The sequence below is a fragment of the Longispora albida DSM 44784 genome (assembly GCF_000379825.1).
Lineage (GTDB): Bacteria > Actinomycetota > Actinomycetes > Mycobacteriales > Micromonosporaceae > Longispora > Longispora albida.
The window spans coordinates 625,433-646,584 of sequence record NZ_KB903814.1 but is presented as its reverse complement, the minus strand read 5'-3'; the positions used below and the strand labels follow the sequence as shown (position 1 = coordinate 646,584).

The following is a 21,152-nucleotide window of genomic DNA, read 5'->3' as shown; positions in this document are numbered from 1 at the left end:
CATGTTGAGGTGATGCCCGCTCGCCTGTTCCTAGTACCAGGTGTCCCAGGGGCTGATGCTGCCGTCGCCCGGTGCGCACGGCGCCGCCGCGACGACCGGGGCGCCCCATGACTCACCGTTGGCGTTCAGGCAACGGTTTCCGGAGTTGAGGCCGATGAAGGAGTAGCGGCCCCCGTTCTCCACGACTCGCCACCAGCGGGCCGAGGTGTTGTGGGTGGCGTTGCAGTCGATCATGTACACGCTTGCTCCGTCAGTGACGTCCTCGGTGATGCAGTACCCGTTCTGTGAGCGGAACCGCACATACTCGACGCCGCTGCTGGTGTACACCCGTTCGTGTGCCCAGTTCTGGCCAGGCCGGTCATCGCACCCCTGGATGCTGACCTGGCCCATGTTCCACTCCTGGGCGGTGAGGCACAGCCCGCTGGGCACCGACTGGTACCAGAATCCGCTGCCGGCCTGGGCCGGGGTGGCGGCGGCCAGTGGTGAGATCATCGCTGCCGCCGCGGCGGCTACCTTCCAGCGCACCTTCATGGTGTTCGTACCTCCTGAGTGCATGGTCCACTTGTGAGCCGCGTTCAGCCTGACCCGGCCTGACCTGCGAGAACAGGCAGCCGACCGGCAACAGACCGGCAACTGGGGGCAGCAGGGCTGGCGCGGTCCGATATGACGGAGTGATTACAGGACGGCAAAGATCACGCATGGCCGGGCCGGTCATCGCCTACGGTCGGATGCTGCACCGGGGTCGCATCGGCCCCGGGCTGTCGGGGGAGGAAAACGGGTGACCTCTGGGGACTGGGCTGCCGTGCTGCTCACGATGCGTACCCGTGCCGTGCTCACGCAGGAGGAACTGGCCGAGCGGTCCGGGGTCTCGGTGCGCACGATCCGCAACCTGGAGGCCGGCCGGGGGAAGCCGCGCCAGTCCTCACTCCGGGCGCTGTGCGACGCGCTCGGCGCCTCGGCCGACGAACGGGCGGTGTTCTGCCAGCAGCTCGGCCCCGCCGTCGAAGGGACTGCGAGAGCCGGCGTACGGGGTGAGATGCCGCGCCAGCTCCCGGCCGCCGACCGGCACTTCACCGGCCGGTCGGCCGAGCTGGCCGGGCTGGACCGGATGCTCGCCCGGACCAGCGGGGCCGAGCCCGCCCACGGCTCCATCGTGATCACAGCCGTCGGCGGCGCGGCCGGTACCGGGAAGACCGCGCTGGCCCTGCGCTGGGCATACGACAACGCCGGGCGCTTCCCCGACGGCCAGCTGTACGCGGACCTGCGCGGGCATGCCGAAGGGCTGCCGGCCTCCCCGGCGGAGGTCCTGGGCCGGTTTCTCCGCGCGCTCGGCATGCCAGCCGAGCGGATACCGTCCGGTGTGGACGAGGCGGGCGCGGCGTACCGGAGCCTGCTGGCGGACCGGGCCGTGCTCGTCGTGCTGGACAATGCGGCCAGCGCCCAGCAGGTACGCCACCTCCTGCCCGGAGACGGCCGTTCGCTGACCCTGATCACCAGCCGGCACAGCCTGCCGGGCCTGGTCGCGATGAACGGTGCCAGCCGCCTGGTGCTCGGCTCGCTCCCGCCGGACGAGGCGATCGTGCTGCTGCGGCGGCTCCTCGGCTCCGGCCGGGTGCTCGCCGAGCCCGGTGCGGCCGTGGAACTGGCCCAGGCCTGCGGGTTCCTGCCGCTGGCACTGCGGATCGCCGCCGCGAACCTGGCCGACGAGCCGGGCATGAGCCTGGCAGGCTACGTCCGGCGGCTGCGCGGCGACCGGATCGGCGAGCTGGCCATCCCGGGCGATGACGCGGGGGTCAAGGCGGCGTTCGACCTCTCGCTGGCCCGGCTGCGCCCGACAGCCCGGCGGCTGTTCACGCTCTTCGGCGCGGTACCGGGCCCCAGCGTGTGCGCCAGGGCCGCCGGGCAGCTCATGGCGGCACCGGAGGACGTCGCCGCCAGCGCGCTCGCCGAGCTGCGTGACGCCCACCTGCTGGAAGAACCGGTACCGGGGCGGTACAGGTGCCATGACCTGCTCCGCGCCTACGCGGCGAGCCTGGCGGCCGGCGAAGACGAGACGGCAGGCGCGCTCGGCCGGCTGCTGAGCTGGTACGCGGCGGGTGTGGAGGGTGCGGCGCGCCTGCTGTACCCGCGCAGTGCCCGCCTGCCGGCCCAGGCCGAGCCGCTCGCCTTCGGCAGCCAGGAAGACGCGATCGCCTGGCTGGACACCGAGCGGGAGAACCTGGTGGCGGCCGTGACCACGACGGAGACCCCGGCACACGAAGATCTGTGCGTGCTGATCGCCGACGGGATGCGCGGCTACTTCACGTTGCGCCGTCACCTCGCGGACTGGGAGGCCACAGCGACGGCTGCCGTGCTCAGAGCCGGGCGCTCCGCCGATCCGCTGGCGCTGGCCGCCGGCCTGCTCAGCCTGGCTGACCTGCGCCGGTGCGCGGGCGACACGGAGCTGGCGGCGGCCGGGTACGGCGAGGCTTCCGTCGCGGCGGAGCGTGCCGGGTGGCTCCCGGGGCTGGCCACGATCACGGGCAACCTCGGCGTCCTGCACATGCACTCCGGCCAGCTCGAACTGGCCCGGCGGCACTTCACCCGCTCGCTCGGGTACGACGAGCTGACCGGGGCGCGGGCCAACGCCGCCATCAAGCTGTCCAACCTCGGCAGTGTCGCCAACCTGCTCGGCGACTTCCGCGCCGCGCGGGCGTACTACGAGGACGCCCTGAGCGTCCAGCGGGAGCTGGGCAACCCGGAGGGGACGGCAGCTGGCAGGTACCTCCTGGGTTTTGCCTGCCACGCCCTGGGTGAGGCAGAAACGGCCCGGGCCCATTTCGAGGCTGGGCTGGCCCTCGCCGGGCGCGGTGGCGACCAGACAGCCCTGATCGCGGCCACCCTCGGCCTCGCGGAAATCGACCGGAACGCGGGGAGCCTGGCAGCGGCCGCAGACAGGATCCAGCAGGCGGTCCGCGCGGCCCGGGCACTCGGGGACCCGCGCACCGAAGCCGCCTGCCTCTACAACGCCGGCCGGATCCTCCACGACCTCGGACGGCTGAGTGAGGCCGCCGACCATCTCGACCAGGCGATCCGGCAGGCCACGGCCGCCGGCAGCCTCGACGAGACAGCGTCAGCCCTGAACGAACTGGCAGCTGTGCAATTAGCACAGTCCGATATGGACGCCGGCCGGGCGAGTGCCGAGGCGGCGCTGAGAATCGCGCAGGGTGCTGGCTTCCAGGACATCCAGGGCGAATCCTGGGAACTCCTGACCTGCCTGTACCTGGCCAGCGGCGAGCCGGCCTCCGCGCGGGACGCCGCACGCGAGGCGCTCCGCATCCGCGAACTCACCGGTAGCCAGTTGCGGGCCGGCCGCCTGGCCAGGGTCATCGCAGCCGCCGGCCCGGCCTGAAGCGGTTCAGGCCTCGCGTGAGCGTTCGCGGAGCACGAAGGCCGCAGTGACCGCGACCCCCTTGCCGGGATCGTCGAGCAGAGCCGTGAGCGTGGCCTGGGCGAGCGGGCCGGGGATGTCCGCCAGGGCAGCGGTGAGCCGGCGGCGGGCCGGTTCGGCGGCTCCCGTGAGCCCGGCGGCGATGGCGCTGGCGACTTCCCCCGCACGGCCGGGCTGGGCGGCGAGAGCTGCGAGTACGTCGGCGGCCTCGACATCGTCGCGCCCGCTGACGACCAGGGCGACGAGTGCGGGGATGGCGTCCGCGTCACCACGCTGCCCGCGTGCGAGTGCGCCGCGTGCGCTCACCAGCGGATCGTCGTGCCGGAAGGCTTCGGCGAGTACCGCGCGGGCGGCCGGTGAACCGATCTTCGCCAGCGCGGCCAGGGCACGGTGCCGCCGCCCGGTGTCCGGCGAGTCCAGGGCCTCGGCCAGCATCGGGATCGCGCCTTCGCCCGCGCGGGCCAGAGCCCAGTGCAGCGCGCCGGCGACGTGCGGATCGGCCTCGCTCAGGACCGCCTCCGCGAGCAGGGCTGTGGCCCGGTCGGCTTCCTGGTCGAGCGACAGCGCGGCACGCTGGCGCGCCGAGGGGCTGTACGCCTCCAGCCCGCGCATCAGCCCGATCGTGCGCAGCACCTCCGACCACGCGCCCGGGTCGCTGGCCTGCACGAGCCCGAGCCGGTGGAGCAGCTCCTCCTCACGGGCGAGGCGCTCGCGCGTGCGGGCGAGGAGCTGCTCGACCATCGACGCGGGGCTGAACGAGAGGTCACCGAGCACGCCCGCGATCTCCTGCAGGCTCAGGCCGAGCGAGCGGAGCCCCTCCACGTGGAAGAGCCGGCGGACGTCGTCCTCCGAGTACTGCCGGTACCCGCCGTGCGTGCGCCCGGTCGGCGACACCAGGCCGATCCGGTCGTAGTGCCGCAGCATCCGGGCACTGATCCCGGACTGCTCGGCGACCTCACCGATCAGCATCCTCGTTCACCCGTGTCCTCGTTCAACCCGTGTCCTCGTTCATCCGCCCGCCAGCGGCGCGCCGCGCAGCGCGACGACCCGCTGAGCCTCAGCGATCGCGGCGTCGAAGCCCACTTCCGGGTCGAGCATGATCCGCTCGGTGGCGAGGGCATGCGCGCGTACGCCCGGGTCGCTGGCCGACTTCGCCTGCTCGACGACGGGCATCGCCGGGGAGCCGAGGGTCACGAAGGCGCGGCTGAGGCTGTTCTGCACGTCCCGGTCACCCCGGTTGAACTGACTCGACAGCTCCGCTGCCAGGCCGGGGACCTGCCCTTCCGGTACGAGCCCCGCCGCCGTCCGCCACGCGGTGCGCGCGACCTCGTCGTCAGCGTCCCGCAGGAGGTCCCGCGTGATCGCCGGCCAGACGCGCGGGCCGCCGATCTTGGACAGGGTGTGCAGGGACTGACTCCGGGCCTGCGGGTTCCCGGACCTCAGCTCGGCCAGGAGCATGTCGACTGTGGACGAGGGGTCGTGCCGGGTGAGCGCCCACGTCAGCATGTCGCGCACGAAGAAGTCCGGCTCGACCCCGCACCGTTCGACCAGCAGCCCGATGTTCCCCGGGTCGGGCACCGTCCCGGCGGCCAGCGCCGCCCGCAGCCGCACCGAGGAAGCCGGAGCCTCCAGCGCGGCCCTCAGCCGCGAACCCGCGCCCGTGTTCGTACCCGTGCCTGTCTCGTGCCTGTCTTCGTGCGTCATGTGCTGCACCTCCACCCCGATTACAGACCTTGTCACGGTGACAAGGTCAAGGCGCGGGGTTTTCGCGGAACGAGAACAGACCCTCAGACCGGCCAGCCCGTGTACTCCCCGGCCCGCAGGAGCCGGCGCGCCCAGCCGTGGACCATCGGCAGCCAGCTCGCCTCGTGCCTGGGCCCGGCCGCGTCCGCGAGCGCGGCGAACTTCAGGATCTCCGCCACGGCTCCGAGCGGCTTGGCCGCCGACCAGCAGCGTTCGATGCCGGGCCGGGGCGCGTAGTCGCACCAGGCGTCCAGGGTGTGGGCCAGGTACCTGGCGGCGGCAGGCTCACCCGCGTCGTGCAGGAAGGCTGCCAGGTCCAGCAGCGGGTGGCTGACGGCAGCGAAACTCCAGTCGTGGATCAGGAACCCGTCAGCTCTCCTGACGGCGTTGCCCGGGTGGAAGTCGCCGTGGCTCAGCGTGGCGGGCAGCGGCCCGGACTCCAGGTACTCGCAGCAGTCCAGCAGGTAGGGTTCCAGGGCGCGGAGCTGGGCGTATCCGCCGGGGCCGAGAGGCCGGGACCACTGTCCGGGAACCGGGTCGGCCGCCCACAGGTCATCACGGGCCAGCAGCAGGGGGATCTGCTTCTCCAGCTCCCGGGCTCCGAGTACCGGGCATCCGGCGGCCTCCAGCCCTCTTGTGTCGCCGGCGAGGGCCCGCTGCATCTCCACCAGGGCCGCGAGGGCTCCGAGCCGGTCGTCCTCCGGCAGGGCGAGGGCGCTCGTCCCGCCGAAGTCGGCCATCAGCCACCAGCCGTCACCGGCGGCCAGGATCTCCGGCACCGAGGCCGGCCAGCGCCGGGACAGGTATCCGATGACGTGCGGCTCGCGGGCGAGGCCCGGCAGCACGGCTTTCAGGTACACGTCCGGGCCGCTGGTGGGCACACGGACCACTGTGGACATGCTCCAGTACTTCACGCGCGACACCGGCCCGGCCCGCCTCAGGCCCCGGCTGGCCAGGACCTCGTCGAGGACGAGGCAGACATCGTCGTACCAGCCCGGCGCGAACCACGCCGGCTCCACCACCCCGCGAGCGACCATCGGGCCATTGTGCCGGGCGGGGGCGCGGGTCAGTGGGGGAAGGCTCGCGGGATCCGGGGTGTGACGGTCTCGCGGTACTTCTCGATCCGGAGGCTGATCTGGCGCAGGCCGGCCGTGTCCTCCAGCCTGCCGAGGTACAGCGAGGAGGCGGCCAGGCCGTCGAGGTCGAAGGTGAAGTACACGGCCATGAGCGGGTTCACGAACAGCGTGCTGCCAGCGGTCCGGCGGGTGGCGTGGACGTCCCCGGACTCGCCGAGGCTGGCCGCCGCGATCTGGCTCTGCACGATGCTGGGCCGCATGGGCGTGGCCGCCTGGCCATGGGCGACAGCCGCCCGGTAGAGCTGGGCCTCGCGGCTCCGGGAGGGAATGGACAGCGCGCCGAGGTACGCGCCGGACCGGTCGAGCGCCGCGATGTTCTCCAGTACCTGCGTGTGGTTGACGCCGTGATAGGCGTCGACGCCGAACCCGAGGCAGGTGACGAGCTTGACCGGCAGGCTCAGGCCGGCCACGGCGGCGAGGCTGGCCATGTCCTCCTCCGGCGTGCCGAGACCGGTCTCGTCGCCGCGCATCAGGATGTCCGTGCCGCCGTCGACCAGCACGACAGCGTCGATGCCCAGGTGCTCGGACAGGTCCTGGTACGCCTGCCGGAGCGGCGCCACGCCACAGCCGCTGAAGGCGTACACAGTCGACGGCAGGCCCTCCGACGCCAGCCAGGTCGCGAGGGTCCGCTCCGGGAAGTAGTCGCTGGGACCCGGTGTCGCTGGCGTGACCGTGGCGACGTTCGGAGCCAGCCATGCGCTCATGTCCAGCAGCTCGAGCTGGGTGAAGGACAGGTTGGCGAGGTGGACCTCGACGCCGGCGTCCAGCAGCGCGATCGCCAGCGGCAGCCCGGCGTACACGTCGAAACCGCCGCCCGCTCCGGCGATGAGTACCCGGCGGGAGGCGCGGAGCGCGGCGAACAGCGGTGGCGTGGCGAGCGAGTGCACGGCGGCGGCTCCTTGGGTGAGGCAGCCGCCCACAGTACCGGGCGAGTTACGGGCGGTCCTGCGGCGTGACGAGGCCGACGCGGTAGGCGGCGACGATCGCCTGGGGGCGGTCGCGGAGGCCGAGTTTCATGAGTACCCGGCCGAAGTGCGTCTTGACGGTCGCCTCGCCGAGGACGAGATGGTCGGCGATCTCCGTGTTGGACAGCCCGTGCGCGACCAGCGCCAGTACCTGACGTTCGCGCCCGGTGAGCTGTGCCAGTTCGGCGGGTGCCGGTACGTGGCTCGACGGCCGGGCGGCGAACTCGGTCAGCAGCCCCTTCGCCACAGCCGGGTCGAGCCACGCCTCACCGGCCGCCACGGCCCGGACGGCCGCGACGAGTTCGGTCGGTGCCGCGTCCTTGAGCACGAAACCGGAGGCCCCGGCGCGCAGTGCGGCGAGTACGGCGTCGTCCACGTGGTACGTGGTCAGGACCAGGACCTTGATCGTGTGCTCCTCCGGGCCGCCGAACCCGTCGGCGGTGATCAGCCGGGTGGCCTCCACGCCGTCCATCACCGGCATCCGGACGTCCATCAGCACCACGTCGGGCTGGAGGTCGCGGGCCGCGTCGACGGCGGCCTGCCCGTCGTCGGCCTCGCCGAGGATCTCGATGTCGGGCTCGGCGTCGAGCAGCATCGCGACGCCGGTACGGACCAGTGGCTGGTCGTCGGCGAGCAGCATCCGGATCGTCATGACGCCTCCCGTTCGGCTTCGGGCAGATCAGGTTCGGTCTGCGGGGGACTGTTCACCGGGAGCGTGGCGATCACCGCGAAGCCGCCGTCCGGGGTGGGCCGCGCGGTGAACAGCCCGCCGGTCAGCGCGGCGCGCTCGCGCAGGCCGTAGAGGCCGTAGCCGGCCGACAGGGCGCTGAGCTGCGCTGACTGGGGGCTGTGGCCGGGTCCGTTCACGACCTGAATGGTGAGTTCCTCGCTGGACCAGGCCAGCCGGACCGTGGCGCTGGCGCCGCGCTGCGCGTGCTTGGTCACGTTGGTCAGCGCCTCCTGGATGATCCGGTAGGCGGCGAGGTCAGCGCCCGGGTCGAGCTGCCCGGCCACGCCGTCCTGTTCGAACCGGACAGTGATGCCGGCTCCCCGGATGCCGCTGAGCAGCCGGGGCACCTCGGCCAGGCCGGGCTGCGGGCCGGTCGGGCACCGGCCGTCGTCATCGTCGCGGAGCAGCTTGAGCAGGCGGCGCAGCTCGTCCATCGCCTGCTTGCCGATGGTCTCGATCTCCGACATCGCCCGGCTGGCGCGCGGCGGGTCCGTGGTCAGCATGCGCTGCGCGCCTGCGGCCTGCAGGATCATCACGGTGACGGAGTGGGCGACGATGTCGTGCAGCTCGCGGGCGATGCGCAGCCGCTCGGCGCTGACCGCCTCCCGTGCCTCGGCAGCGGCCAGGGAGCGGGTGATCGCGACCAGCCGCCCGCCAGCCCACGCGGCGAGCCCGTAGGTGGCCAGCACTGCCGTCTGCCCGATCCCGATCCGGAGTTTGTCCTCGTCGACGAGCGTCACCAGTTCCATGACATTGAAAACCATCAAGATTGCGTACCCGGCCAGCGCCGCGCGCCCAGCGTTGCGCCCCCGGTGGAGCGCCAGGGTGAACAGCGCGACCAGGACCCCGACCGTCGGGAAGTACCGCAGCGGCGGGGTCAGGGCCGCGACCAGGCTGTGTGCCCACATGATCCCGAAGACGACCACGGGAGCCTGGCGCCGCCAGAGCAGCGCGGCGTACCCGGCCGCGGCGTAGCCGGCCACCATCCAGGTCGGCAGCGCCTGCGTCTTCCCGCCGAGGTAGGAGAACATCAGCAGGTCGAGCACGCAGGCGGCTGCCGCCAGCAGGAGATCGCCGGTGACGCGCCGCAGCCGGGTACCCATCTCCTACCAGCCCGCGAAGCAGTTCTCGCAGCAGGTACGCGGGAAGACAGGCTTGCAGCAGTCCCGCGTCAGCAGGTCGGCGAGCGAGTCCACTATGGTCTCCGTGGCCCGGACAGGCTCGACGTCACCGGCTGCGGAGAGCAGGCCAGCCAGCCCGTGCGGGGCCAGCTCTCCGGCCGCCAGTTCCCGCTCGCCGCCGGAGACGAGGCCTGCCAGCCGCATGGCCTCCCAGTAGTCGCCTTCCGCTGGTCCGAACGCCTCGTCGAGCCGGGCAGTCGTGTCCGGGCCGGCCTCGATCGGGGCGTGGCTGGCGGGCCTGGCCAGCCGCAGGTATCCGACGGCTGGTTCCTTGCCCAGCCCGAGCAGGTAGAGCTGCCGCCCGGCGATGACCTCCGGCGGCGGCAGCCCCTGGCCGGCCTCGGCGCCGTCGCCGGCTCCCGTGGCCGAGATCGCCGCCACGAGCCGGGCGCCGCCGGACAGCCAGCTCGGCGGGGACGGCACCATCACCAGCGCCGGGTCGACGAGCAGCCCCGTGACCTGCTCGTTTCCCGCCGTGGCTCCGGTGCCGTCCAGGTACCGGTGTACAAAGACGATGGTTTTCACGTTTGACATCACTTTGCTCCCGTTCAAAGTGGCATACATCCACATTTCAGCATCAAATCACCCCCGGGCGCGTCCCTTTCCGGGCTGAACTCCGGCCTCCCCCTGCGGGTGGACCCGGGCCGGGCCGGTGCGGGAGCGGGTGGAGGGCGAAGTTCCGCTCCAGGCTGGACGATCCGCCGGCGGTTCTGGCGAAGCATCAAGGGTGCCCAGCGAACCCAGGAGGCGGCAGATGCACGCGAACCATCCGACCCCGCTCGCCGACGCGTTGTGCGCCCTGGGCCGCCGCGACGTGGCCTCCTTCCACGCACTGCCGCTCTCCGGCGGCCGTTCGGTGCACGGGTCGGCGCTGCGCGGCCGGTTCGAGGAGCTGTACGGCGCGCATCTCGCCGCCGACGTGTCCTACTCGGCCCCGGTCCTCGACTCGCTGTTCGCCCCGCGTGGCCCGCTCCGGGCGGCGCAGCGGCTGGCCGCCGAGGCGTTCGGCGCCGACGCGACGCTGTTCGTGTCGGCCGGGTCGTGCGTGAGCAACGCGGTCGCGGTCCGGACGCTGGTGGAGCCGGGCAGCCGGGTACTGGCCGACCGCACCTGCCACCAGTCCATCCACTTCGCACTCGACGCCGCCGGGGCCACGGTGGACTACGCGCCGGTCAGGCCCTGCGGCTGCGGCTGCCCGGCCGTGCTGGCCGACCTGGCAGCGCTGCTGGACATGGCGCGGGCCGAGCCGTACCCGGCTGTGGTCCTCTCGGCGGCCTCGTACGACGGCGTGCTCTACGACCTGCCAGCCCTGCTCCGTGAGCTGGCCGCGACCAACCCGTCGGCCCGCGTGATCGTGGACGAGGCGTGGGGCGCGATCAACGCCTTCCATCCGGAGCTGGCCGCCATGACCGCGCTGCGCGGGGCACGCGACCATCGGGGCCTCACCGTCGCGGTCACGCACTCCGCGCACAAGTCGATGTCGGCGCTCCGGCAGGGCTCGTACCTGCACTTCGCCGCCGCCCCGGAGACCCTCTCCCGAGCACGGGCCGAGCTGTTCCGCCTGCACACCACGTCGCCGAGCTTCCCGATCCTGGCGAGCCTCGACCTGGCCCGGGCCCACGCCCAGCGGGACGGGGCCGGGCTCGTCGCCCGGTCGATCCGGCTGGCTGCGGCCTTCCGGGAGGCGATCAGTACCGATCCGAGCCTCGCCGTGTACCGGCTGCCCGGCACCGGAGCCTCCCCGGCCCCGTACGCCCGGCACGACCCGGCCAAGGTGCTCGTGGACGCGGGCATGCCGGGGGAGGAGTTCCGCAGGCTGCTGTTCGAGGAGCACGACGTGTACGCAGCCCGGCACATCGGTACCGCTGTCCTCTTCTCCTTCCACATCGGCGTGGACGAGGTCATGGCGGCCCGGCTGCTCGCGGCGCTCAGGGCACTCGCACTGCCGCGCCCGGTACCGGAGCCGGGCAGCTTCGTCATCCCCTACCCGCCAGGCATCCCGGCCGTCCTGCCCGGCGAGGACCTGGACCCGGCTGTGCTCGCAGCCCTGCGCACCAGCGGCTGCGAGCTCTTCGTCCTCCCTGGCCACGGCCGGCGCCAGCCCCGGGCACCCAAACTCATCGGACTCGCACCCGGACTCACCAGAGGAGACAGTCATGATCGCGCTTGATGTCATCCGGAGGCATGCCGTCGCGGCTCCGGACCGGACCGCGCTGGTCGACGGGAACACCCGGATCACGTGGGCGCGGCTGGCGTCCGATGTGGACAGGCTGGCCAGGTCGCTGCCCGCCCGGCAGCGCGCGGCCTTCCTCGCCCCGAACTGCTGGCGGCTCGTCGAGACGATGGCGGCGTGCGCCACGGCCGGCGTGCCGCTCACCGGGCTCGACTACACGCTGTCCCCGGGCGGGCTGGCGGCCGCGCTCCGCCAGCTCGACCCGGACGTGGTCTTCACGACCCCGGAACACCAGCACCAGCTCACCCAGGCCGGCTGGACAGGCCGGGCAGCGATCCTCGGCGAGCCAGCCCGCGAGCCGGCCGGCCGCGAACTCCAGCCGTACCGGGCCTACTGCTTCACGTCCGGCACGAGCGGCCAGCCCAAGCTGGTGATGCGGACGGTACCCTTCGAGGCCCGCCGCTTCGCCGACCTGGTCACGAGATTCGGCTTCACGGCGGACGACACGCACCTGCTGACCGTCCCGCTGTACCACGCCTCCGCGCCCGGCTGGGGCCGCCTGCACCTGACCCTCGGCGGCACGGTGGTGCTCGGCCCGCCCGGCGACCCGACGGAGCTGGCCCGGCTGCTCGCCGCCGAGCGGGTGACGACGACGCTGATGGTGCCGCCGGTGCTGGGCGAGGTCATCCGGTACACGGGAAGAGACCTGGACCTCAGGTTCGCGGTGACCGGCGGCAGGCACCTGAGCCGCAGGCTGGTCAGCCAGGCCGCCGAGCGGCTCGGCCCGGTCCTGCACCTGTACTACGGCACGACGGAAACCGGCCTGAACCTGCTCGCCACCCCGCAGGACCTGGAACGTGACCCGCTGGCCACCGGCAGGCCGCTGCCCGGCAGCCGGGTCCTGATCCTCGGCCCGGACGGGGAACTGCTGCCCGCCGGGACCACCGGCCGCGTGGCGCTCGGCGGATACCAGCTCATGACCGGATACCCGCACGAGGAGGCCGGCTTCGTCGAGCACGAGCGCAAGCGTTACCTGGTGACCGCCGACACCGGCTGGCTCGCCCCCGACGGCTCCCTGACGCTGACCGGCCGGGAGGGCGTCGCGAGCTTCGGCCTCGAATCCGACCTGCTCGACCTGCCCGGGGTCCGCAACGCCGCCGTGGTCCGCCTGTCCGGCACCAGCTACGGCGTCGCCATCGTCCCCAGCGGACAGTGGGGGAGGCGCGACGACGCCCGCGTGTGGTGGCTGTGCTCCCAGCGTGTGCCGGACCTGTCCGTGCACGTCGCGACTGTCGACACCATCCCGTACAGCCCCACGGGGAAGGTCAGGCACCGCCTGCTCGCCGCGCACATCCAGGCCACCATCTGCCCGAGCAGAAAAGCAGCCTGAGGAAAGCTGGGGCCGACGCCATTCAGGAACTCCCAGCCTCGTTCTGGACCGGCTGACTGAGGTCGGTGGCGGCCACAGCCAACGCGTCGTCCACCTAGGACGATGGCTTCCGGAGTGCGGTGAGAGCCGTCAGGTTGGCTGCCCCGTCGGCGTCGCCCGCGTCCGCAGCGCGCTGGTACCACTCCATCGCCTGGTCCGGCTCGTCGAGATGGTCGAAGATGTGCCCGATCTCGACCATCGCGCCGGTGTGCCCGGTCGCGGCGGCCCGGCGGAGCCACGACTCGGCCGCCTCCTCTTCGCCGTCGCAGCGGAGCACGACGCCGAAGGCGTACATGGCCTCGGGGCGGCCGGAGGTGGCGGCGCGCTCGTACCAGTCACGTGCCTGCGGATCGTCCGGATCCTCCTCGCCGATCAGGTCGGCGAGCGCGAGCATCGCGTCGGGGTCGCCGGCCGCCGCGGCACGTCTGAGTTCCAGGGCATCCATGCTGCGAGGCTAGCCTGCTCGCTCCCCGGCCCGCCGCCTCCGGGCCGGGCACGCTCCGGCTATTCCGCCTGCGGAACGACCGGCTCGCCCGCGCCGGCAGTGGCCCCGTGCAGCTCGGCGCGCAGATCGCGGACCACAGCGAAGGCGGCGTCAGGGTCGTTGCTCTCCTCCCACAGCTCGTACCATTCGGAGTTCGCGGCCAGGACCCGGTCCAGTGCGCGCACCGCCAGCGCGGGCAGATCCGCGGGTACTTCCACCCGGCCGCCGCCGATCAGGAAGTCAGGAGCGTACGACGACGTCAGCGGCACACCGCCGGGCAGCTGCGAGACGATGATGGCAGCGGCGGCGATGGCGCGCCCACCCTCGCGGGAATCCAGGAACCCGGTCTCCTCGGCAGCCTCGCGCAGAGCCTGGCGGATGAGGCCGGCGCGTTCGGCGGGGCCGGCGTCGTGCAGGTTGCCGCACCAGTCCGCAGCACTGTCGTTGTCGAACGGGCCGATATCCCAGGTCCCCATGCCACACCTCTCCCAGCTCACGATGTCCCGGGAATGTAGCGCCCCGGTATGACATCACGTCCCGGCAGGCCTGACCTCTCAGGCCCGGGTCACCGCGCCGGAACCCTGCCGCCCCAGCCCCAGTGCCACGGCCAGCAGGCACGCCACGCACTGCGCGACCCAGAACACCTGCACCCACCGCGTGTACCAGCCGGGGAAGTTCTCCGCCGGGCAGCACGAGTCGTCACCCGGATCGGCGAGCACGACGGCCAGCGGCGCGACGGCGGTGACTCCCATCTCGGAGTCCACTGGGGCCAGCCGCCACGGCAGCGCGCACAGCATCACCATCAGTACCGTGACGCCGGCCAGCGCCGCCACCCCCGTGGCCGCCCGGCCCCGGAACGCCAGGACGGCGAGCCACGCGGCCCCGAGCCCGAGCCCGGCGGAGAACACCAGCCCGGCCCAGGCATTCGCCGTCACGTACCCCCAGGAGGTGTCGATCTCGGCCAGCTCGGTGAACCGCGCGGCCTCCGGCAGCTCGACAGCGACGATGATCGCCACGTCCACGGCGTGCAGCACCGCGAAGCCGATCAGGAGCGGGAGAAGGAAATACTGACGCCAGGCCACCCGCGAAGCATAGTCGGATGTCGATGAGTCTCGCTGCCCCGCCCGGCGTGCGGCACAGTGGACGGAGGTCGCGGGCTGTCCCCGATAGGGTGTGCCCGGCAGTTCCGGGAGAGGAGTGCCGGACGCGATCGATCGGGGAGTCTTGTGCGTCTGCTGCTGGTAAGGCATGGCGAGTCCGGGCACCACCGGCTGGGGCTCGTCTCCGGGCGCGACAGCTGCCCAGGGCTGACCAGCGCGGGCCGGGAACAAGCCGCAGCCTTACGGGACCGGCTGGCCGCCCTGGGTACACGGGCGGATGTGGTGCTGTGGAGCACTGTCGCCCGTGCGCGCGAGACGGCGGAGATCCTGCTGCCCGCCTTCGGTGAGGTCGCCGTCGCCGGAGAGGACTGTGACCTGTGCGAGATCCACATCGGGGAGGGTGACGGGCTCACAACCGGCGAGTTCGCCGCGCGGTACGGGACGTTCGATCCCCTCGCCGAGCCCGCCCGCCCGCTGTCGCCCGGCGGCGAGACCTGGCAGGAGTTCACCGCGCGGGTGGACGCGAGCCTGAGCGGACTGGCGCGGCGCTATCCGGGCAAGACGGTGGTGGCCGTGACGCACGCGGGGTATGTCGTCTGGGCGTTCATGAGGCTGTTCGGGGTGCCCAGGCCCGGTACGGGCGCGCGGCTCGACCCGGGCTTCACGTCGGTGACCGAGTGGCGGTGGGACGCCGGGGGCGGCTACTGGACGATGGGCTCGTACAACGACCTGACCCACCTGGCTTGAATCGCCGGCCCCGGTCTCAGGATGCCCGGGCTGGGCCGAGGAGGCGCTGGGTCTGGGGCCAGAGGTCGTCGAGCGGGCTGACGCTGTTGGCGAGCCGCGCGAAGAGGACCATCCCTTCGAGCTGGGCGAGGACGGCGCGGGCGAGGGGCTTGTCGCCGCCGAGTTCCGCGGCGACCAGGCTGATCTGCTCGTCGAAGATCGCGGCCAGGCGGGCCTTGATCACCTCGTCGGCCGAGCTGAGCTCGAGTGCGAGGTTGGCCAGCAGGCAGCCACGGATCGAACCGGTGGCCGCGAGCGTGTAGCGCTGGTACGCGACCTGGTCGGCGAGGAGTTTCTCCAGGCTGGCCGGGCCGCCGGGGCTGGCGAGGGTCGTGACCCAGCCGGGCCGCTGCGCGGCCCAGTGCGCGTCGATCGCGGCCAGCACGAGCGCCTGTTTCGACTCGAAGAAGTGGTAGAAGCTGCCCTTGCGCACGTCGGCGGTCGCGCAGATCTCGGCGACGCCGATGCTGCCGTAGCCACGGCTGCCCATCAGGTCACAGGCCGCCTCCAGCAGGCGGTCGCGTGCGGTGCTCGGGCGTCCCATGCCAGCGAGTATAGGGCATCCAGGGCTCGATAGTTGACCGGTCGTCTTGCACGATAGTTGACCGGTCGTCTAGTGTTCGGCACAGGACAGCACCCGGCCGCACCGGGCAGGCTGTCACCATGTCTTCCGCGAGGAGAGAACACTCATGACGATCACTGTCGCTATCGCGTACCACAGTGGATACGGGCACACCGCCCGCCAGGCTGCGGCTGTCGCCGCCGGGGTCGGCTCGGTACCAGGGGCCTCGGCAGCCCTGCTCGACGTCGCCGAGCTGTCCGGGGAGCTGTGGGAGACCCTGGCCGGGGCCGAGGCGATCATCTTCGGCTCGCCCACGTACATGGGCAGCCCGTCGGCGAAGTTCCAGGCGTTCGCGGAGGCCAGCTCGAAGGTGTGGGCCGAGCAGGGCTGGAAGGACAAGCTGGCGGCCGGCTTCACCAACTCGGCCAGCGCCAGCGGCGACAAGCTGCACGCGCTGACCTCGATGGCCGTGCTCGCCGCCCAGCACGGCATGAACTGGGTCAACCTCGGCCTGCCGCCCGGCTGGGTGTTCACCACCGACGGCAGTGTCGAGGACCTGAACCGGCTCGGCGGGTTCCTCGGGGCGATGGCCCAGTCCTCTTCGGACGCGGGCCCGGACACGACGCCCCCGGACGCCGACCTGCGCACGGCCGAGCACCTGGGCCGCCGGGTGGCCGAGCTGGCCAGCCGTCTCGCCCTGGTGGCCGCGGCATGACCACGCTGGAGCCGGGACGGCTCGGGGACCTGCTCGGGGTCCGGTACCCGATCGTGCAGGGCCCTTTCGGCGGCGGGTACTCCTCCGTCGCCCTGGCCGCAGAGGTCGCGAACGCTGGCGGGCTCGGCTCGTACGGCGGGCACATCCTCACCCCGGACGGCCTCACCACACTGGTCGCGGAGCTGCGCGCGCAGACGGACGGCCCGTTCGCGGTGAACCTCTGGGTCCCGCAGCCGTCCGAGCGGGACGCGCACTGGACGCAGGCCGACATCGACCGGCTGCGCCCGCACTACGACAAGCTCGGCGTACCAGCACCGGAAGCGCCGCCAGCCAGCCCGGCCTACGCCGACCAGGCCGAGGCCCTGCTCGCCGCCGGGCCGCCCGCGATGAGTTTCGTGATGGGCATCCCCGCTCCGGGGATCCTGGCCGAGGCGCGGCGCAGGGGCATCGTCACCATCGGTACGGCGACCACTGTGGACGAAGCTCTGGCGATCGAGGCGGCCGGGATGGACGCCGTGGTCGCGTCGGGCAGTGACGCCGGCGGGCACCGGGGCTCCTTCCTCCGGCCGGTACGCGAGTCGCTGGTCGGGACCTTCTCGCTCGTCCCGCAGGTCGCCGACGCCGTGGGCATCCCGGTCATCGCGGCCGGGGGCATCGCGGACGGCAGGGGAGTCGCGGCGGCGCTGACGCTCGGGGCCGACGCCGTCCAGGTCGGTACCGGCTTCCTCGCGACTGCCGAGTCCAACGCCAGCGACGTGCACCGGGCGGCGCTGCACTCGGCCGATGCCCGCGTGACCGTACTGACAAGACTGTTCTCCGGCCGGCTGGCCCGGGGCATCGTCAACGACTTCATCCGGGACATGGCCGCGCACGAGGACGACGTGCCGGCCTATCCGGTGCAGAACAACCTCATGCTCCCGATCCGCCAGGCCGCCGGCGCCCGTAACCAGCCGGGCCACGTGAACCTGTGGGCCGGCCAGGCGGCCGCGCTGTCCCGGCCGGGGCACGCGGCGGAGTACCTGAGGGAACTGGCAGCCGAAACGGAGAAGGTACTGGCCGGTCGCCGGTCGCGCTGACCGGTCCGGCAGGCGCACACTGACGACTGCCCCGGCGAGACGGCGGCTACCCGCCGAGACGATCACGCCGCCGTCTGCCGGGGATCCACAGAGCACAGCCGAGTCCTGCCGCGAGTACACCCAATAAACAGAATTGCCACAGTGAGGCTGTTACCTTCCTAGAAGGAGCCTTCCTGCCCTCTGCCGGTTCCGCCTACCTTGTGCCCGTCCATCAGGCACAACGAACGGCTTTGGAGGGCACGTGGCACGATCCATATTCGGGCTGGGTATCCGCACGGCGGTGCTCGGCCTCACGGTCGCGGCATCGGCAGGCCTGGCCGCCGCGATCCCCGGCCCGGCCTGGGCACAGCCCGAAGGCCCCGTGATCAGCGTCGCGAGGGAACCGATCCCCGGTCACTACGTCGTCTTCTTCCGCGAGGGCTCGCACACGCTCACGGCCGAGGCGATCGGCAAGACGTCGGCCGGGCTGGCCAGCAAGTACGGCGGGCAGCTCCGCTCGGTCTGGGAGACGGCGGTGCACGGCTTCTCCGTCACCGGGCTCAGCGAGCGTGGTGCCCGGCGGCTGGCCGCCGACCCGGCGGTCCGGGAGGTCCGGCAGTCCGGCACAGCGCGCGCTACCGACGAGCAGCCGAACCCGCCGAGCTACGGCCTCGACCGCGTCGACCAGAAGAACCTGCCGCTCGACAGCTTGTACACCTACTCCGGCACGGCGAGCAACGTGACGGTGTACGTGACGGACTCGGGCATCAAGTACGGGCACGAGCAGTTCGAGGGCAGGGCGACGCTCGGCGCGGACTTCATCAACGACGGGCGGGAAGGCGAGGACTGCTTCGGGCACGGCACGCACGTGTCGGGCACGATCGGCGGCAAGACGGTCGGCGTGGCGAAGAAGGTCAAGCTGGTGTCGGTCCGCATGCTCGGGCTGAACTGCGGCAACACCGGCCCCGACTCGGCAGGCGTCGACGCGCTCAACTGGATCGCCCGCAACGCGGTCAAGCCCGCCGTCGTCAACATGAGCTGGGGTTTCGACGACGCGCACATCGGTGACGCCGCGCTGAAGGCCGTCAACGACGCCGGTATCCCGATGGTCGCGGCTTCCGGGAACAACGGCAGCGACGGCTGCACCTTCGGCCCCGGTGGCGTCTACGCGCCGATCATCAACGTCGGCAACTCGAACAAGACCGACTACAAGAGCGGCACGTCCAACCACGGCCGCTGCCTCGACCTGTGGGCGCCGGGGGAGAACATCTATTCCGCGTACCACAGCAGCAACAGCGCCTACTCGAACATGACCGGCACGTCGATGGCCTCCCCGCACGTCGCCGGGGCTGTCGCGCTGTACCTCCAGAACAACGCGAACGCGACACCGGCCCAGGTGCACGACTTCATCGTCAACGGGGCCACGCCGAACGTGCTCCAGGGCAACATCGGCACGGGTTCGCCGAACAAGCTGCTCTACAGCCGCAACGAGGGTGGCCCGCCGCAGGGCAGCGACTTCTCGATCGGCGTGAGCCCGTCCTCGGTGACGGTCGACCGTGGAGGGTCGATCTCGGCGAGCGTGTCCACGACCGTGGTCAGTGGCACGGCGGAAACCGTGAACCTGACGGCCTCCGGGCTGCCCGCCGGTGCCACAGCGACGTTCCAGCCCTCGTCGGTCACGGCCGGTGGCCAGGCGAAGCTGTCGATCGCTGCGGCGTCGAGCACGGCTCCTGGCACGTACCCGGTGAAGGTCACCGGCACCACGGCCTCCGCGACGCACGACGCGACGCTGAGCCTGGTCGTCCGCGACCCGAGCGGGACGAACGACTTCTCGATCGGGGTAGACCCGAGCACCACGACGGTCGAGAAGGGCGGCGCGGTCTCGGTTGCCGTGTCGACGACCGTGGTGAGCGGGACAGCCGAAACCGTGAACCTGTCCGCGAGTGGCGTACCGGCCGGCGTGACAGCGGCGTTCGTCCCGTCCTCGGTGACGGCCGGTGAGGGCGCGAAGCTGAACCTGTCGGCGAGTTCGAGCGCCCAGCCCGGTACCTACCCCATCAAGGTGACCGGCACCGCCACGTCGGCCACCCATGACGCGACGGTGAGCCTGGTCGTGAAGGATCCCAGCGGTACCAGCGACTTCTCGCTCTCGCTGTCCCCGTCGAGCGCGGCCATCCAGGCTGGGCAGAGCACCACGGCCAGCCTGTCCACGGCCGTCGTGACCGGCCCGGCCGAGACGATCAGCCTGGCGGCCAGCAACGTACCGGCCGGCGTCACCGCGACACTCGACCCGACCTCGGTGACGGCCGGCGACTCGGCGATCCTGACCATCACGACGACCGCGTCGGCCGCGGCAGGCACGTACCAGATCAGCATCACGGGTACCGCGCCTTCCGCCACGCACAGCACCACCTTCACCCTCACGGTCACCCGGCCCGACCCGCCGTCGGGCGGCATCGTCAACGGCGGCTTCGAGTCAGGCAGCCTCACGGGCTGGACGGCGTCGGGCACCGCTGGCGTGACGACGCCCGGCCGCACGGGCAGCTACGCGGGCAAGGTGGGCGGCGGCCCTGGCACCAGCTCGATCAGCCAGACCTTCACGGCCGGCGCTGGCAAGTCGGTGCTGAACCTGCACTTCCGGCAGTCCGGCTGCACCACCTTCAACGACCCGTCGACGATCGAGCTGGTCAACACCGCCACGGGCTTCAAGCAGACCCTGGCGAACCAGTTCTGCTTCAACGGCACGCTGTGGTTCCCGGCGCAGGCCGGCGTCACGGCCGGGCAGAGCTACACGCTCACCATCCGGCACACCACTGCGGGCGGCTCCTCCTCGGTCGCGGTGGACGACGTGACCCTGTCCTGACCGCGCCTCACCCCTCGGAGGTACACCATGAAGAAAGCACTGTGGACAGTGGTGCTGCTCGCCGCCATCCTGCCTGGTGAGGCAGCTGCGGCGGGCGCGGGAGGACAGGCCGTCACGCCGGAGTCCCAGAATGTCCCCAGCACGCACCAGATCATCGGCGGCCAGAACGCGACCGTCGCTGCTCACCCCTATGTCATCCTCGGCACGCGCGAGGGTGGCTCACGACCCCAGGGCGCATCGTGTACCGGATCAGTGGTCGCGCCCCGCAAGATCCTGATCGCGGCGCACTGCGCTGACGCGCAGGGGAAGAAGCGGTTCCTGTACGGCCTGGACAACTTCTCCGACCCGAGCGCCGGCACGTGGGCGGAGGTCGTGACCTACAAGAAGCACCCGAACTACAGCGACTTCACGACCGGCTGGGACGTGGCTGTGGTGACGGTCGACCGGGACATCCCGGTGCCAGCGGGCTACAAGTATCCGAGGATCGCGGGCTCGAACGACACCGGGCTCATTCCCGTCGGCACGAGCACGCACTTCGCCGGATACGGCCGCATCGCGCTCGACGAGAACACCAGCAGCATCCTCAAGCAGGTCGACCTGCCCGTGGTGGCCAGCGCGGGATGCAAGTCCTTCCTGCCGTCCTTCGACGAGCGGTACCACCTGTGCACGGGCTACTCCGACGGGCACGACGGGATCTGCCAGGGCGACAGCGGCGGCGGGCTCCTGGTGAACGGCGTGGTCGTGGGCGTGGCGTCGTTCGTGCGCACCGGCTGCAACTCGTACTCCGGCTTCGGCAAGCT

At 72.0% G+C, this 21,152-nt stretch carries 19 protein-coding genes and 1 pseudogene; 8 read left to right on the top strand and 12 right to left on the bottom strand.

Features of this window, described 5'->3' with window-relative positions:
- Positions 1-30: 30 nt before the first annotated feature.
- Positions 31-531 (bottom strand): RICIN domain-containing protein, encoded by a 501-nt coding sequence (locus tag A3G1_RS0107130; protein WP_018348783.1) that lies wholly within the window; start codon positions 529-531, stop codon positions 31-33.
- Between the two features lie 247 nt (positions 532-778).
- Between A3G1_RS0107130 and A3G1_RS33680 the strand changes: the two genes are divergently transcribed.
- Positions 779-3,391, top strand: coding sequence for an ATP-binding protein (locus tag A3G1_RS33680; protein WP_018348782.1), 2,613 nt, complete (start codon positions 779-781; stop codon positions 3,389-3,391).
- 6 nt (positions 3,392-3,397) lie between these two features.
- On the opposite strand, the gene A3G1_RS0107120 is transcribed toward A3G1_RS33680, so the two are convergent.
- From A3G1_RS0107120 to A3G1_RS0107090, 7 genes are all read right to left on the bottom strand, one after another.
- Positions 3,398-4,399: a MerR family transcriptional regulator gene (locus tag A3G1_RS0107120; protein WP_018348781.1), complete on the bottom strand. Its 1,002-nt coding sequence runs from the start codon at positions 4,397-4,399 to the stop codon at positions 3,398-3,400.
- A gap of 39 nt (positions 4,400-4,438) precedes the next feature.
- Entirely contained in the window at positions 4,439-5,134 is a 696-nt protein-coding gene (locus A3G1_RS0107115) for a HEAT repeat domain-containing protein (protein WP_051110468.1), read from the bottom strand.
- An 83-nt stretch (positions 5,135-5,217) separates the two neighbouring features.
- A complete protein-coding gene (locus A3G1_RS0107110; RefSeq protein WP_018348779.1) occupies positions 5,218-6,210 on the bottom strand; it encodes a phosphotransferase in 993 nt (330 codons plus the stop codon).
- A 29-nt stretch (positions 6,211-6,239) separates the two neighbouring features.
- Positions 6,240-7,196 (bottom strand): DUF1152 domain-containing protein, encoded by a 957-nt coding sequence (locus tag A3G1_RS0107105; RefSeq protein ID WP_018348778.1) that lies wholly within the window; start codon positions 7,194-7,196, stop codon positions 6,240-6,242.
- A 46-nt stretch (positions 7,197-7,242) separates the two neighbouring features.
- Positions 7,243-7,926 carry a response regulator gene (locus A3G1_RS0107100; RefSeq protein WP_018348777.1) on the bottom strand — a complete coding sequence of 228 codons (684 nt, stop codon included), beginning with the start codon at positions 7,924-7,926 and terminating at the stop codon, positions 7,243-7,245.
- Entirely contained in the window at positions 7,923-9,107 is a 1,185-nt protein-coding gene (locus A3G1_RS33675) for a sensor histidine kinase (protein ID WP_018348776.1), read from the bottom strand. Before A3G1_RS33675 ends, A3G1_RS0107100 begins: the two co-directional genes overlap by 4 nt.
- 3 nt (positions 9,108-9,110) lie before the next feature.
- Positions 9,111-9,719 (bottom strand): hypothetical protein, encoded by a 609-nt coding sequence (locus A3G1_RS0107090; RefSeq protein WP_018348775.1) that lies wholly within the window; start codon positions 9,717-9,719, stop codon positions 9,111-9,113.
- Positions 9,720-9,939: 220 nt separating this feature from the next.
- Here A3G1_RS0107090 and A3G1_RS0107085 point away from each other — a divergent pair, with 220 nt between their 5' ends.
- Positions 9,940-11,355, top strand: coding sequence for an aminotransferase class I/II-fold pyridoxal phosphate-dependent enzyme (locus tag A3G1_RS0107085; RefSeq protein ID WP_018348774.1), 1,416 nt, complete (start codon positions 9,940-9,942; stop codon positions 11,353-11,355).
- Positions 11,342-12,748 carry a class I adenylate-forming enzyme family protein gene (locus tag A3G1_RS33670; protein ID WP_018348773.1) on the top strand — a complete coding sequence of 469 codons (1,407 nt, stop codon included), beginning with the start codon at positions 11,342-11,344 and terminating at the stop codon, positions 12,746-12,748. Before A3G1_RS0107085 ends, A3G1_RS33670 begins: the two co-directional genes overlap by 14 nt.
- 94 nt (positions 12,749-12,842) lie before the next feature.
- Here the strand turns inward: A3G1_RS33670 and A3G1_RS0107075 are convergent, their stop codons facing one another.
- The 3 genes from A3G1_RS0107075 to A3G1_RS33660 all read right to left on the bottom strand — a co-directional run bounded on the left by A3G1_RS0107075 (position 12,843) and on the right by A3G1_RS33660 (position 14,353).
- Positions 12,843-13,232, bottom strand: coding sequence for a tetratricopeptide repeat protein (locus tag A3G1_RS0107075; protein WP_018348772.1), 390 nt, complete (start codon positions 13,230-13,232; stop codon positions 12,843-12,845).
- 59 nt (positions 13,233-13,291) lie between these two features.
- The gene (locus tag A3G1_RS33665; RefSeq protein WP_018348771.1) at positions 13,292-13,747 is read right to left on the bottom strand and encodes a DUF4259 domain-containing protein; all 456 of its coding nucleotides are present in this window, start codon (positions 13,745-13,747) and stop codon (positions 13,292-13,294) included.
- Between the two features lie 78 nt (positions 13,748-13,825).
- Positions 13,826-14,353 (bottom strand): hypothetical protein, encoded by a 528-nt coding sequence (locus A3G1_RS33660; protein WP_018348770.1) that lies wholly within the window; start codon positions 14,351-14,353, stop codon positions 13,826-13,828.
- Between the two features lie 144 nt (positions 14,354-14,497).
- Between A3G1_RS33660 and A3G1_RS33655 the strand changes: the two genes are divergently transcribed.
- On the top strand, positions 14,498-15,118 hold the full coding sequence (locus tag A3G1_RS33655; RefSeq protein ID WP_018348769.1) for a histidine phosphatase family protein: 621 nt from the start codon (positions 14,498-14,500) through the stop codon (positions 15,116-15,118).
- A 16-nt stretch (positions 15,119-15,134) separates the two neighbouring features.
- Here A3G1_RS33655 and A3G1_RS0107055 read toward each other — a convergent pair whose 3' ends face one another.
- Positions 15,135-15,701, bottom strand: a complete 567-nt coding sequence (locus A3G1_RS0107055; protein ID WP_018348768.1) for a TetR/AcrR family transcriptional regulator — start codon at positions 15,699-15,701, stop codon at positions 15,135-15,137.
- Between the two features lie 145 nt (positions 15,702-15,846).
- Here A3G1_RS0107055 and A3G1_RS0107050 point away from each other — a divergent pair, with 145 nt between their 5' ends.
- The 4 genes and pseudogenes from A3G1_RS0107050 to A3G1_RS41680 form a co-directional block, all read left to right on the top strand.
- A complete protein-coding gene (locus A3G1_RS0107050; protein ID WP_018348767.1) occupies positions 15,847-16,434 on the top strand; it encodes a flavodoxin family protein in 588 nt (195 codons plus the stop codon).
- The gene (locus tag A3G1_RS0107045; RefSeq protein ID WP_018348766.1) at positions 16,431-17,510 is read left to right on the top strand and encodes an NAD(P)H-dependent flavin oxidoreductase; all 1,080 of its coding nucleotides are present in this window, start codon (positions 16,431-16,433) and stop codon (positions 17,508-17,510) included. The genes A3G1_RS0107050 and A3G1_RS0107045 overlap by 4 nt, the downstream gene beginning before the upstream one ends.
- Before the next feature lie 241 nt (positions 17,511-17,751).
- Positions 17,752-20,352, top strand: a complete 2,601-nt coding sequence (locus tag A3G1_RS38270; protein WP_083936787.1) for a S8 family serine peptidase — start codon at positions 17,752-17,754, stop codon at positions 20,350-20,352.
- A gap of 27 nt (positions 20,353-20,379) precedes the next feature.
- Positions 20,380-21,123 (top strand): annotated as a pseudogene (locus tag A3G1_RS41680) (S1 family peptidase); the annotation flags it as partial.
- Between the last annotated feature and the right edge of the window lie 29 nt (positions 21,124-21,152).